Origin of the sequence: Syntrophotalea acetylenivorans (genome assembly GCF_001887775.1) — a bacterium.
Taxonomy (GTDB): Bacteria; Desulfobacterota; Desulfuromonadia; order Desulfuromonadales; family Syntrophotaleaceae; genus Syntrophotalea_A; species Syntrophotalea_A acetylenivorans.
In genome coordinates, this window is sequence record NZ_CP015519.1 from 1,300,296 (window position 1) to 1,314,168 (window position 13,873).

The window sequence follows — 13,873 nt, forward strand, 5'->3', positions numbered from 1 at the left end:
GGCGGCCTCTTTTCTGGTGAGTTGCCCCCAGCATGCCCTCTCTCTGTGACAGAATATGTCTCACCCTTGCCATGCAAAATCATCGACACACCGTTCCAGCCCTTCGGGGACTACCAACGGGACGAATCAACCGCAAGTTCTCGCCGTATTGTTACTGAGCACTATTGGCGGCCTACTCGCTGCCCCCATCCTTTCACCCCTGCCGCTCCCTCTTCTCTGGCCCACCCTGCTGGCCCTGATCTGGGGCATATTGCGCAACACCCGCCTGGCGACAATAAGCCTGGCAGTCTTCTGCGCCCTTCTGGCGATAACCCAATACCAGCGGCAGATTTCTCCGCCCCTTCCCGAACACCATGTCGCCCTGCTGCCTCAAAGGCAGCCTCTAACAATAGAAGGTCGAGTGCAGGCAATTCACGGAGGGGACCCGCTGCGTATCGACCTCGACACCGATCACTTAGTGAATGATTCGGCATCGCATGCTCTTACCGGTCGCCTGCGACTGACCATCGGCGAAGGTAAGTTAAACTTCCAGGTGGGCCAGCGCATCCGTTTCCGCGGCAGCCTGAGATCCCCGGAGCCTTTTGGCACTCCGGGTGAATTCGATTATGCGCAATACCTGGCGGCACGAAGCATTTTTGTTACCGCCTACGTCAACCGTGCCGAGGACATCGTGGCCTTCGCCACTGAAAGAGGAGCAGGGATTCTAAGGCGGCTGGCAGCGCTGCGCCACATCATCGGTGAGCGCATCGATGAGGCGGTGACACCTGACCAGAAAACCCTGGTGCGGGCCTTGGTGATCGGGGATCGGCAGCTGACCAGCGCCCAGCGACAACAACTGGCGGAGACCGGCCTGTCCCATCTGTTTGCCATATCAGGACTGCATTTGGGATTGCTGGCATTACTGCTCTACAGCGGTGGCCGCTGGCTGTATCGACGCAGCGAAAGACTGCTTTTATTAGCTCCTCCTGGCCGGTTATTGCCTGTGATGTTGCTACCCCTGCTCTGGCTGTATCTTCAATTAAGCGGCAACGCTTTGTCGACCCGCAGAGCCTTTTTAATGACTGTAGTTGGTGCCCTGCTGTTATTAATCGGTCGGCGAATCAAGCCAATGCACGGCCTGGCTGCGGTTGCCTTGCTGATGCTCTGCGGTTCTCCCCTGTGTTTCTTCGAGCCGGCATGGCAACTGTCCATGGCCGGAGTCGGCGGCATCCTGCTCTTGTTGCCGGCCTGGCAAAGGTACATCAGCGCCTGGCCCCGCTGGTCGCGGTGGCCGAGCGGCCTGGCAGCAACCACCCTGGCGGCGACCATCGCCACTACCCCGCTGGTTCTTTACCACTTCCACTTGCTGGCTCCGGCCGGACTCTTGAGCAATCTGCTGGCTGTGCCCTTGATCGGCTTTGGCGCTGTGCCGTTGGGTTTGAGTGGAACCCTGATCGACCCCCTATGGCCATCCGCAGGCGCAGCACTCTACCGACTGTGCGGTCATCTTTGTCAATTGACTCTACAGGGGGCCACTCATTTGAGCCAGGCACCGCTGCTATCGGCCAAAGTTTGTTACTTTTCGCCTCGCATCCTCCTTGGCCTCACCCTCTCATCCCTGTTGCTGCTGGTACCATACCGGGCCGGGCGCTGGCTCTACCATCGCGGGCCACTGCTTGTGGCAGCTCTGCTTTTGCTGTTTCTACCACCGTCAATACCTGAGCAACTAACGGTTACCGCGTTGAGTGTCGGCCAGGGAGAGGCCCTGTTGTTGTCGAGACCACAGGCCGGTCATTATCTTATCGATGGTGGCGGAATCTATGGCAGCACTTTCGATGTCGGTACCAGACTGGTGGCGCCGGCTTTGGCACGGCTTGGCGTCTCTTCCCTGGAGGCAGTCATCCTTACCCATGACCACCCGGATCACCGCCAGGGTCTGGTAGAAATTCTCAACCATTTCCCGGTTAAAGCTTTCTGGTCCGCGCAGACCCTGGCAGAATTGCATCCCGAAATACGCGAACCGCTGCAAAAGAAAGGGATTCCACTCCTTGTCTTTACTGAGGGATGGAGCAAGCTGGATCAAGGAACGGCTGGAGAACTTGCGATCTACGTTCCGCCCCAGAAAACACCCAAGATCAATAACCGTTCTCTGGTCCTATATGCCCGACACGGCCAGGAGGGTCTATTGCTCACCGGTGACCTTGAACGGCAGGGCGTCGACGACTTACTGAACCATCCGCCTGCCGGTCCGGTCACTCTGCTCAAACTTCCCCATCACGGTAGTCGATATTCCGAACCCTGGCGACTGACGGAAGAACTTCATCCACAAATGGTGTTTGCCTCCAGCGGTCGGCACAATCGTTACGGACTGCCGCACAAAATGGTTATACAAAGTCTATCCGAACAAGGCCTGAAGGTATACGACACCGGTCAAGACGGCAGCTTGCGCTTTGGTAGCGATAACTCCGGCTGGCATCTGCAACATTGGGAAAAAGGCCTTTTCCGTTGACAGTCCGGCAGATGATTTGATAATTTTTGCAGGTTTTTAGGCCTTTAATCCCTGGAGCGCCATAGAATGAGTAAAACGACTATTCTAGTTGTCGATGAAGAGCTCTCTTTTCGTCGGTTCTTCGCCGAAGTGCTCAACGAAGACGAATACGAGGTGGAAACGGTCGCCTCGGTTGAACTAGCCCTGGCCCGTGTTGCCCAGGGGGGAATATCGATAGTCGTAACCGAGTTGGTCCTGTCCGGCATAGATGGCCAAGAAGTTTTACGCCAATGCCGTGCCCGGAATAACCCGCCGGAAGTCATTTTCACCACCGATCACAATAATGCGGAAACGGTAATTCAAGCACTGAAGAACGGTGCATACGGTTACCTGCTCAAGCCCTTCGATCCCGAAGAGCTGCGCCATCTCCTGCGTTCCTGTCTGGAGCAACGCCGACTGGGCTATGAAAACACCCAGCTGAAACGCCAGATCGATCTCTTCCAAAAAGGCCAAAACCTGGCATCCCTGCTCGACATCGAGCAACTTTTTGACGAAGCGTTGCAAGCCCTGCTCCATGAGGTAGACGGTGGTCGGGGAATGGCTTTTCTGCCGGCGGAGAATTGTGTCTCTCAGGTTGTCGCCCTTAGCGACTTAACGGAAAATGAGGCTCTGCCCCTGGCCCATGCCCTGCTACCGTTCCTGGAGGGACTCAAAGACTTTCGCCTGTTGCAGGGCGATGAGTTACCCACGGACCTGCCCCTGCCGCAGGGTACCCGCTCCATGTGCTTACTGCCCCTGCACTATCAAAAACGCATCGAAGGCGTTTTGGTTCTACTTAACCGAGCCGAAGAGGATTTTCGCCAGCCACTGCCACGCCGCAACCTTCTTTTTCTGCTGGAGCAGGTGGCCCTCGGCTTCAGTAATGCCTGTCGGTACAAAGATGTCCGCAGGCTGATTCATACAGACGATTTGACCGGCCTGCATAATTACCGCTATCTGCAGATGATCCTCGACCAGGAAATTCATCGCGCCGAACGATACGGCCTTGAGTTCTCCCTGGTCTTTATCGACATCGACCGTTTCAAGCTGATCAACGACTCCCGCGGTCACCTGGCCGGGAGCCAGGCCCTCAAGGAGGTTGCCGACCTGTTGCGTCAGAGTGTTCGAGAAGCCGATATCCTGTTCCGCTACGGGGGGGATGAATTTACCGGCTTTCTGGCCGAGACCGGGCCCGAAGGGGCTGCCATCGTTGCCGAACGTATCCGCCGCAATATTGAACAACACAGCTTTTTCGCTGAGAGCGACAACCCTGCCCAATTGACGGCGACCGTCGGCTACGCGACCTTCCCCATCGATTCCAGCGATCACCAGGGGATCATCGATCTGGCGGACCGGGCCATGTATATCGGCAAGAAGGTCCGCAACGTGGTTCGCAGCGCTCAAGAGCTACATCTTTAATCCTCCCCGTTCCACTGCTTTTCTGCGGATTGCATCTCTCACTATCTGCCCGCAATAGTCTATCTGCCCCCTGTCAGCAAGGCGAATCGATTTGCCAAAACGGCCGGATTCAGGTATACATGCGGCTGGCTGCAAACCGTTATGGCCAAACAACTAGCATCTGGACCACAGAACCAGCAAAGGAACTTCCCGTGAACATAACAGGCATTAAAGGCATGAACGATATCCTGCCGGGCGAAATAGCCACCTGGCAGTTCCTTGAACAAGAAGCACATCGCATCTTTCAAACCTACGGATTTACCGAAATCCGGGTGCCGGTGGTAGAAAAGACCGAACTCTTTTGCCGCTCCATCGGTGAAACCACCGACATCGTTGAAAAGGAGATGTACACCTTTTCCGATAAGAGCGGCAATTCCCTGACCCTGCGCCCGGAAGGGACCGCTCCGGTGATGCGCTCTTTCATCCAGCAAAAGCTGCACGCCCAGGATCCGGTATCCAAACTCTACTACATGGGTCCCATGTTCCGCTATGAGCGGCCGCAGAAGGGACGCTATCGCCAGTTTCACCAGATCGGCGTTGAAGCCCTCGGGGTGGACGATCCCAAGATCGATGCCCAGATTCTGGCCATGCTTTGCGACTATTTCAACAGCGTCGGTATCGACGACGTCGAACTGCACATCAACTCCCTGGGCTGTAAAGAATGCCGGCCTGCCTATCGCCAGGCCCTGATCGATTATCTGCAGGACCGTCTCGGCGAGCTATGCAGCGATTGCCAGCGTCGCTCCCAGACCAATCCGTTGCGGGTTCTCGACTGCAAAGTCCCGGCCTGCCAGGATGCCACCGTTACCGCCCCCTCGATGCTTGAACATCTTTGCGGGGACTGCGACGACCACTTTAAGCAGGTTAAAGACTATCTACAGGGCCTGGGTATTGATTACACCGTTAACGCCCGTATGGTGCGCGGCCTCGATTATTACAGCAAGACCACCTTCGAAATGGTCACCGGGAGTCTTGGTTCGCAGAATGCGGTAGCCGCCGGCGGCCGGTACGACGGCCTGATCGCCGATCTCGGCGGCCCTGCCCTGCCGGGCATCGGTTTCGCCATGGGCGTCGAACGACTGGTGCTGATGAAGAGTGCCGACCAGCTTGCCGAGCAGCGGCTGCCCCTGTTTCTGGCAGCCATGGGGCAGCAGGCCAGCGACCGGGCGTTTCTGCTCATGGCTACCCTGCAACGACAGGGCTTGCGGGTTGAGATGGAATATTCCAGCAAAAGCCTTAAAGCTCAGATGCGTCGCGCCGGCAAATTTGGCGCCCGCTTTGTATTGATCCTCGGCGAAGAAGAGCTCGCCCGGCAGATGGTTGTTTTGCGGGACATGGACGCCGGAACCCAACAGGAACTGTCCTTGGTCGGTCTCGAAGAACGGCTGCTGGAGTTGCTAAATGAAACCGAACCGGAGCCTGTAGCGGGATAACTTCTTGACCGAAAGCAAGTTCGCTTACTATAATTTTTAATTCGCGTTATTGCGGTCGTGCCAAGTGACCATCGAGGACGACGAACCGTAACATCAGGTTGGTTCTTCGGTTCATGGCAGGGAGACATCCACCTAGCGGCCCCATTAATTGTCATCACCAAAGGAGACACCCTTGAACGATATTCTGGGAGATTGGAAAAGAAGTCATTACTGCGGCGACATCTCGGCCGCCGAGATCGGCCAGGAGGTCGTTCTCATGGGCTGGGTTCAACGCCGTCGGGACCATGGCGGCCTGATCTTTATCGACCTGCGCGACCGCGAAGGCATTGCTCAGCTGGCCCTCGATCCCGACCGTGACCCTGACGCCCACGGCAAAGCCGAACTGGTACGCAATGAATTCGTGGTGGCTGCTCGCGGCGTAGTTTCTCCCCGCCCCGAAGGTACGGTCAACCCCAAGATGAAGACCGGTGAAGTGGAGGTCGAAGTACGGGAGCTGCGCATTCTTAACAGCGCCCAGACACCTCCCTTCATGATCGACGAATTTTCCGAGGTAGCGGAAAACATTCGCCTCCAACACCGCTATCTCGATCTGCGACGGGCCCCCCTGCAACGCAACCTGCTGTTGCGCCACCAAGTGTCCAAAACCGTTCGTCGCTATCTGGACGACGAAGGGTTTATCGAAGTCGAAACTCCGGTACTGACCAAAAGCACTCCGGAAGGAGCGCGTGACTACCTGGTTCCGAGCCGCGTCACCCCCGGCAACTTTTTCGCCCTTCCCCAGTCTCCGCAGCTATTCAAGCAGCTGTTGATGGTCTCCGGTTTCGATCGCTACTACCAGATCGTTAAATGCTTTCGCGATGAAGATCTGCGCGCCGACCGTCAACCAGAATTTACCCAGATCGATTGCGAACTGAGCTTCGTCGATCGCGACCAGATCATCAGCATTATGGAGAAAATGGTTGCCGAGGTATTCAAAGCCACACTGGGCGTGGAGCTTACTTTGCCTATGCCCCGCATAACCTATACTGAATCCATGGCACGCTTCGGCGTCGACAATCCCGACCTGCGCTTTGACCTGGAACTGGTAGAATTATCAAACGTTGTTAAAGATTCGGGTTTCAAGGTTTTTGCCGAGGTAGTTAAAAAGGGTGGTATCGTTAAGGCTCTGAACGCCAAAGGGTGCGCCAGCTTCTCCCGCAAAGAGATCGACGACCTGACCGAATTCGCCAAGATTTACGGTGCCAAGGGCCTGGCTTACGTCAAGGTCCAGGAGGATGGCAGCTGGCAGTCGCCTATTGCCAAGTTCTTCACCGATAAAGAAATCGCCTCTATTGACCAGGCCCTGCAAGCTGAAGCCGGTGACCTGCTGCTGTTCGTAGCCGATTCATATCGCATCACCAATGAAACTCTTGGTCGCCTGCGCGGCCACCTCGGTCACAAGCTCGGTTTGGCAAAGAAAGATGTCTACCGGTTCGCCTGGATTACCGACTTTCCGCTCCTTGAGTGGGACGGAGAAGCCCGCCGCCACGTGGCGGTTCACCATCCCTTCACTGCCCCCGTCGAAGAGGATATGGCGCTTCTCGATGGCGATCCCGGCAGCGTCCGCGCCCAGGCCTATGACCTGGTGTTGAACGGCTCGGAGATCGGTGGCGGCAGTATTCGTATCCACGATCAGGCTGTACAGAAAAAGATGTTTGCCTTGCTTGGCATCGACGCTGAGGAAGCCGAAGAAAAATTCGGCTTTTTGCTCAACGCTTTGGAATACGGGGCTCCGCCCCATGGCGGCATCGCCTTCGGCCTCGACCGGCTGGCTATGATCCTGACCGGATCCGATTCTATTCGCGACGTCATTGCCTTTCCCAAAACCCAGAAAGCGACCTGCCTGCTTTCGGGAGCACCGGGCCAGGTCGACAATAAACAGTTGCGGGAGCTCTCAATTCGCAGCGCGGTCCGCTCGCAGTAACCGTCCCTCAGCCGGCCCTAAGGGGCCGGCAAAGGACTTTTTTGTCCAAGAAAGTCGACTGATGGCAAGAGTATTTTGCACAATCTTGCTACTTACAGGTTTGCTGTGGGGGTGCGCCAGCCCTCCCCGGCAAGAGTTGCTGACCGCCCGAACCGCTCTGGCCAGGGCGGCGGCGGCGGAAGCCCGGATTCTGGCATCCGCTGAATACCAATCCGCCAGCAATGCACTACAGGACGGCGAAGCCGCAATTCGCCGCAAGAAATATAAACTGGCAAGGCAAATCCTGCCCTTGGCTGAATCCCACGCCCACAAGGCGCTAATTAAGGCTCGCCAGGAGCAAGTTAAACGCGAACAACGTAAAGCCCAAGAGCGAGAAGCTCAGTCACAACGTCAAGCGGAGGAGGCCGCAAAACAAACAGCGGCTCAACAAAGCGCCACTTCGGCACAAAAAAGAATTACAAAAACAACATCTTCTCCGATTATTAAACGTGCATTGGTCCGGCCGAAAACCTATCGCGTATTGGGTGGAGAAACCCTCTGGACTATTGCCGCCCGTAGCGACATCTATGCCGACGCCCTGCTCTGGCCCCTGATTTATCAGGCCAACCGCGATCAGATCAAAGACCCGCGTCAGATCTACCCGAAACAGACACTGGCCATCCCTCGCCAGGTTAGCGACCAGGATCGTCAGGCAGCACGTCAAAAAGCCCGAGAGTCAAAAATATTTCCCGTTGGTGAGCTGCTCCGCTAATGGCTGGTCCGCTCTTTTTTCTTGAACCACCACAAGCACTTTTGTAGACTTTGGTATAGTTTACCTGTCCACAGGCAGAAACGGGCCAAGCGCCTACCCCCTGTCTAGTGCCAGCCAACCTGTCGGCCCTTCCTGTTTCCTTGTATAATTTAAATACTCGGCATTCTGTGAACCGCCAGACGAAGGAGTAACTATGACCACGATTCATTCCATTGTCCCCGCGGGTGACAAAATCGTCCTTAAAGACGGTACTCTTCAGGTACCGAACCAGCCGATTATCCCCTTTATTGAGGGAGACGGCACCGGGCCGGATATCTGGCGTGCGGCGGTGCGGGTCTTCGATGCTGCGGTCGAAGCGGCCTATGGCAGTCAACGCAAGATCAGCTGGATGGAAGTATACGCCGGTGAAAAGGCCTTCAACATGGGCCTCGGCTGGTTGCCTGAGGAGACGGTCAGCGCTTTTAGCGAATATCTGGTCGGTATCAAGGGGCCTCTGACCACTCCCATCGGCGGTGGTATCCGCTCGTTAAATGTCGCATTACGGCAGCTTCTTGATCTTTATGTTTGCCTGCGCCCGGTGCGCTACTTCTCGGGAGTACCTTCGCCGGTAAAAAGACCGCAAGATGTGAACATGGCCATTTTTCGGGAAAACACCGAAGACATCTATGCCGGTATTGAATGGCAGGCAGATAGCGATGCGGCCCAAAAGGTAATCCGTTTTCTGCAACAGGAAATGGGCATCGAAAAACTTCGCTTCCCGGACAGCTGCGGCATCGGGATCAAGCCCATCTCTCGCGAAGGCAGCACCCGTCTGGTCCGTGCCGCCATTCGTTATGCCCTGAAGCAAGGCCGCAAGTCCCTGACCCTGGTGCATAAGGGCAACATTATGAAATACACCGAGGGGGCATTTAAGACCTGGGGCTACGAAGTAGCCACCAGCGAATTTCGCAACGACTGTGTTACCGCCCGGGAAACATGGATTCTGGATAACTATGAACAGGATTCCAGCCTCGGCCATGCGGATATTGCCCGTTTGATCGATCCCGGTTACGATATGATGACCGCCGATCAGCAAAGCGAAATTTGCGGGGAAGTGGAACAGACCCTTGCATTGCTGCCGAGCCATGGCAACGGCCAGTGGCGAAACAAGTTGTTGATTAAGGACGCCATTGCCGATATCGCCCTGCAACAGGTCATGACGCGCGCAAAGGAATTCGATGTAATCGCCACCATGAACCTCAACGGCGATTATCTCTCCGATGCTCTGGCGGCCCAGGTCGGCGGCATTGGCATCGCTCCCGGTGCCAACATCAACTACGATACCGGCCACGCGATTTTTGAAGCAACCCACGGCACCGCTCCCAAGTATGCCAACCTGGACAAAGTCAACCCCGGGTCGGTGATCCTCTCCGGCGTGTTGATGCTTGAGCATCTCGGTTGGCAGGAAGCGGCCGATCTGATTATAAATGCTATGGAAAGAACCATTGACCAGAAAAAGGTCACCTATGATTTTGAACGTTTGATGGATGGAGCGACGTTACTCAAGTGTTCAGAATTCGCTACCGCCATTATCGGAAATATGACAACCTGACAGCTAGCCTATAGCGCCTTTAGACTTTGACGGCCGGGCTTTGGCCGAGGGTCCCTCGCCTCGGGTAAAATATGATTGAAGGCAACTGATCTTTTGCAGGCCTCGCATCCGCCCTGCCAATGTCTGGCGGTTTGCGGCCCTTCGGCCCCACATAAAGGGGCCATGCGATTTTTTTGTAAGGAGATAACCATGGCTAAACCTACAATCGCCCTGGTCGGCGGCGGCCAGATCGGGGCCACTATCGCCCAGCTTGCGGCACAGCGCATCTTGGGCCACGTGGTCCTTTACGATGTTGTCGAGGGGCTTCCCCAAGGCAAAACCCTGGACCTGGCTGAAGCCGCCCCTATCGTCAATTTTGATCTACGTATCAGTGGCGGCAATGACATATCCTGTATTGCCGGAGCCGACATTGTCGTTGTTACCGCCGGCATAGCACGCAAGCCGGGAATGAGACGGGCAGACCTCATTGAAGTCAATTCCCGCATCATGACCTCGGTCGCTGCGGGAATCAAAGAACATGCGCCGGACGCCATTGTCATTGTACTTTCCAATCCCCTCGACGCCATGGTTACCCTCTGTCAGAGAATAACCGGCTTTCCCCCGCAGCGGGTCATCGGTATGGCGGGGGTCCTCGACTCGGCTCGGTTTGCCAGCTTTATTGCCTGGGAGCTTGGAGTTTCGGTTCGCGACATCAACGCCATGGTCTTGGGCGGTCATGGCGATGCCATGGTACCTATCGTCCGGTTCGCCAACGTTAACGGCATCCCCGCTATGGATTTGCTGACCCGCAAGTATGATGGCGACCGGGCTAAAGCACAGCAGGTGATGAACGATCTTGTAACCCGCACCCAGAATGCCGGCGGCGAAGTTGTGGAATTGCTCAAAACCGGCAGCGCCTTCTATTCGCCTGCGGCCAGCGCCGTGGCCATGGTCGAAGCAGTGCTCAACGATCAGAAACGCCTGTTGCCGGTCTGCGCACTGCTCAACGGCGAATTCGGTGTCAACGGTTACTATGTCGGGGTTCCCTGCATCCTTGGAGCCCGTGGCATTGAGCAAATCGTCGAATTTGATTTGACCGAGGAAGAACAACGGATGTTTGACCATTCCGTGGATGCGGTAAAAAAACTGGTGGACAGTCTCTAAAACATTCAATAACAACACACGTTTTAGCAGGATAATCACAGTGATTGTCCTGCTTTTTTTATAGTTCAGTTCCTGCAAGGACAAACAAGTAAAACCATTTTTTATCACTTAACTTAAAAAGTGTGTTAAGATGCGCGTTGGCGCTTGCGCCCGGCCCCGACCATAGCGGGAGTCCGAGCAGAGATCAATTTTGACAAAGGAGAATACGGGAATGAGCAGCCCGAAAGTGGAAATTATAGAAAGCTATTGCAAGGGATGTAGCATCTGCGTCGAATTCTGTCCGACGGATGTCTTTGAGATGGAAGGCTTTATCGCCAAGGTGGTACGCCCTGAGGCCTGTACCAAATGTATGCAGTGTGAATTACGCTGCCCCGACTTTGCTGTCAAGGTTCACTAAGCTTGATACTTTTTTTATAGGAGGTCAGACAACGTGGCTAAAAAAGTTGCTCTGTTACAGGGAAATGAGGCCTGCGCCTTCGGTGCCCTGTATGCCGGCTGCAGTTTTTTCGGTGGCTATCCCATCACTCCCTCGACCGAGGTAGCTGAGGTGATGTCGAAAGAACTGCCGAAGACCGGCGGTAAATTTATTCAGATGGAAGACGAGATTGCGGCCATGGCCTCGATCCTCGGCGCATCCCTTACCGGTGCCAAGGCGCTTACCGCCACTTCCGGTCCCGGGGTCTCTCTCAAGCAGGAACTCATCGGCTATGCCTGCATTGCGGAGATTCCCTGCGTCATTGTAAACGTCATGCGTGGCGGCCCTTCGACCGGCATGCCGACCGGTCCCAGCCAATCGGACGTGATGCAGGCCAAATGGGGCACCCATGGGGACCATCCGGCCATCGCCATAGCCCCGGCATCCTGCCAGGAAATCTTCAGTGAAACGGTGCGCGCATTCAACCTGGCAGAAAAATACCGCATGCCGGTCCAGGTGTTGCTTGACGAAATCAACGGCCACATGCGCGAACGCATCGAATTTCCCGAACCGGGAGAGTTGGAAGTTGTCGACCGTGAGCCAGTGACCGTCTCTCCTGAGGACTACAAGCCTTTTGATGATAGTCAGGGAGATATCCCGCCTCTGGCCTCTTTCGGCTCCGAATACCGTTACCACGTAACCGGCCTCAACAAGGCGGCCGACGGCTTTCCCACCGCCAAGCCAGAATTGGTCGACGCGGAAGAGCGCCGTCAACTCCGGAAGATTGAAGCCAATCGTGCCGATATCGAAAAGAACGAAGAGTACCTTACCGATGACGCAGAGGTTATCGTGGTCGCCTATGGCACCATCAGTCGCTCGGCACGCTACGCCGTCGATGTCTTGCGCAAAGAGGGTATCAAAGCCGGGCTTTTCCGCCCTATCACCCTCTGGCCCTTTCCCGAGGCGCGAATGACCGAGTTGGCGAATCAAGCCAAGGCTGTCGTGGTGCCGGAAATGAATCTCGGCCAACTGATCCTTGAAATCGAACGGGTTACCCGACGGGTTTGCCCTATTGAAGGCATTGGCCGGGTCGACGGCGAACCGATTACTCCGGCGCAAATCGTCGCCAAGGTCAAGGAGGTCCTTTAATCATGGCTTTTGATTACGAACAGTATTTGCGCCCCGGTAAACTGCCCCACATCTGGTGCCCCGGCTGCGGTCACGGTATCGTTATGAAAGGCCTGTTGCGGGCTATGGATACCTGCGGCCTGGAAAAAAACAACACAGCTATCGTCTCCGGAATCGGTTGCGCGAGCCGTTTGCCCGGCTATGTTGATTTCAACACCCTGCACACCGCTCACGGCCGAGCCGCCGCTTTTGCCACCGGCATCAAGCTGGCCAAGCCGGAAATGGATGTGTTGGTCGTTGGCGGTGATGGTGATGGCGTGGCCATTGGCGGCAACCATTTCATCCACGCCTGCCGGCGAAACATCGACATGACCTATGTATTGTTCAATAACTACATCTATGGCATGACCGGCGGCCAATTTTCACCCTGTACCCCGACCGGGGCCAAGGCATCGACCACCCCTTACGGCAATCCCGATCCCGTCTTCGATATCTCAAAACTGGCCATCGGCGCAGGCGCGACCTTTGTCGCCCGCACTACCGCCTTTCATGCCACCCAGATCGACAAACTGATCGCTGCCGGACTTCGTCACAAGGGCATGTCTGTCATCGAAGTACTCGACGACTGTCCAACCGCCTATGGCCGGCGCAACAAATTCCGGTCGGTGGTCGACATGATGAAACAACTCAAAGAGATAGCGGTACCGGTCAAGGCAGCCGCTCACATGACCCCGGAGCAGTTGGAAGGAAAGGTTCTGACGGGCATTCTGCACCAGGAAGAACGTCCTGAATATTGCGAACAATACCAGCAGGTTATCGCTAGCGCTCAGGGCGCCTGACGGCCGCAAAGAACGAGGAGATAGCACTAATGTCGAGCAGATACGAATTGCGTTTTTCTGGAGCAGGCGGTCAGGGGCTGATTACCGCCGGCATCATTCTGGCCGAGGCGGCCGCCATCGTCGAAGGTCAGTACGCCGTACAGTCACAGAGCTACGGCCCGGAAGCCCGCGGTGGAGCCTCCAAGTCGGAGGTTATCATCTCCAATGAGCCTATCGATTACCCTAAGGCAACCAGCGTCGACGCCTGCCTGGCCCTCACGCAGGAAGCCGCCGACAAATATGCCACAGGCATTAAGCCGGGCGGTATGCTGCTGATCGATTCGGACTTTGTCAAAAAAGAGCCGCAAGGCGATTTTAAGACGATCAAATTCCCCATCATCAGCACCGCCAAGAACGAAGTGGGACGGGAGATCGTGGCTAATGTCGTTGCTCTTGGCGCCATGGTAGCATTAACCAGCATCGTTTCCCGGGAGGCGGGCGAACAAGCTGTTGTCGCGCGGGTACCGGAGGCCTTTACCGAACTGAACAAAAAGGCTTACAACACCGGGTACGAAAAGGTTAAATCCCTCATCGCCTGATCTTAAAAAAGCCCCCGTCCTTTGGACGGGGGCTTTCTATCATATCAATACCTGAAAATACCGCCGCA

Annotated in this window: 11 protein-coding genes; all 11 read left to right on the top strand. The window is 55.8% G+C overall.

Features of this window, described 5'->3' with window-relative positions:
* Nucleotides 1-55 precede the first annotated feature (55 nt).
* The 11 genes from A7E78_RS05960 (at nt 56) to A7E78_RS06010 (ending at nt 13,805) form a co-directional block, all read left to right on the top strand.
* Entirely contained in the window at nt 56-2,488 is a 2,433-nt protein-coding gene (locus A7E78_RS05960) for a DNA internalization-related competence protein ComEC/Rec2 (protein ID WP_083552768.1), read from the top strand.
* Nucleotides 2,489-2,554: 66 nt separating this feature from the next.
* Nucleotides 2,555-3,925 carry a diguanylate cyclase gene (locus A7E78_RS05965; protein ID WP_072283378.1) on the top strand — a complete coding sequence of 457 codons (1,371 nt, stop codon included), beginning with the start codon at nt 2,555-2,557 and terminating at the stop codon, nt 3,923-3,925.
* A 215-nt stretch (nt 3,926-4,140) separates the two neighbouring features.
* Nucleotides 4,141-5,397: a histidine--tRNA ligase gene (hisS, locus tag A7E78_RS05970; RefSeq protein WP_235606822.1), complete on the top strand. Its 1,257-nt coding sequence runs from the start codon at nt 4,141-4,143 to the stop codon at nt 5,395-5,397.
* Between the two features lie 172 nt (nt 5,398-5,569).
* On the top strand, nt 5,570-7,360 hold the full coding sequence (gene aspS / locus A7E78_RS05975; RefSeq protein WP_072283380.1) for an aspartate--tRNA ligase: 1,791 nt from the start codon (nt 5,570-5,572) through the stop codon (nt 7,358-7,360).
* 61 nt (nt 7,361-7,421) lie between these two features.
* A complete protein-coding gene (locus tag A7E78_RS05980; RefSeq protein WP_083552773.1) occupies nt 7,422-8,111 on the top strand; it encodes a LysM peptidoglycan-binding domain-containing protein in 690 nt (229 codons plus the stop codon).
* A 193-nt stretch (nt 8,112-8,304) separates the two neighbouring features.
* Nucleotides 8,305-9,702 carry an NADP-dependent isocitrate dehydrogenase gene (gene icd, locus A7E78_RS05985; RefSeq protein ID WP_072283382.1) on the top strand — a complete coding sequence of 466 codons (1,398 nt, stop codon included), beginning with the start codon at nt 8,305-8,307 and terminating at the stop codon, nt 9,700-9,702.
* Between the two features lie 189 nt (nt 9,703-9,891).
* Nucleotides 9,892-10,845, top strand: a complete 954-nt coding sequence (gene mdh / locus A7E78_RS05990) for a malate dehydrogenase (protein ID WP_072283383.1) — start codon at nt 9,892-9,894, stop codon at nt 10,843-10,845.
* Between the two features lie 211 nt (nt 10,846-11,056).
* Nucleotides 11,057-11,242: a 4Fe-4S binding protein gene (locus A7E78_RS05995; protein WP_072283384.1), complete on the top strand. Its 186-nt coding sequence runs from the start codon at nt 11,057-11,059 to the stop codon at nt 11,240-11,242.
* A gap of 33 nt (nt 11,243-11,275) precedes the next feature.
* Entirely contained in the window at nt 11,276-12,409 is a 1,134-nt protein-coding gene (locus tag A7E78_RS06000) for a 2-oxoacid:acceptor oxidoreductase subunit alpha (RefSeq protein ID WP_072283385.1), read from the top strand.
* Between the two features lie 2 nt (nt 12,410-12,411).
* Nucleotides 12,412-13,227: a 2-oxoacid:ferredoxin oxidoreductase subunit beta gene (locus A7E78_RS06005; RefSeq protein WP_072283386.1), complete on the top strand. Its 816-nt coding sequence runs from the start codon at nt 12,412-12,414 to the stop codon at nt 13,225-13,227.
* A gap of 29 nt (nt 13,228-13,256) precedes the next feature.
* Nucleotides 13,257-13,805, top strand: a complete 549-nt coding sequence (locus A7E78_RS06010) for a 2-oxoacid:acceptor oxidoreductase family protein (protein WP_072283387.1) — start codon at nt 13,257-13,259, stop codon at nt 13,803-13,805.
* The last annotated feature ends 68 nt before the right edge of the window (nt 13,806-13,873 follow it).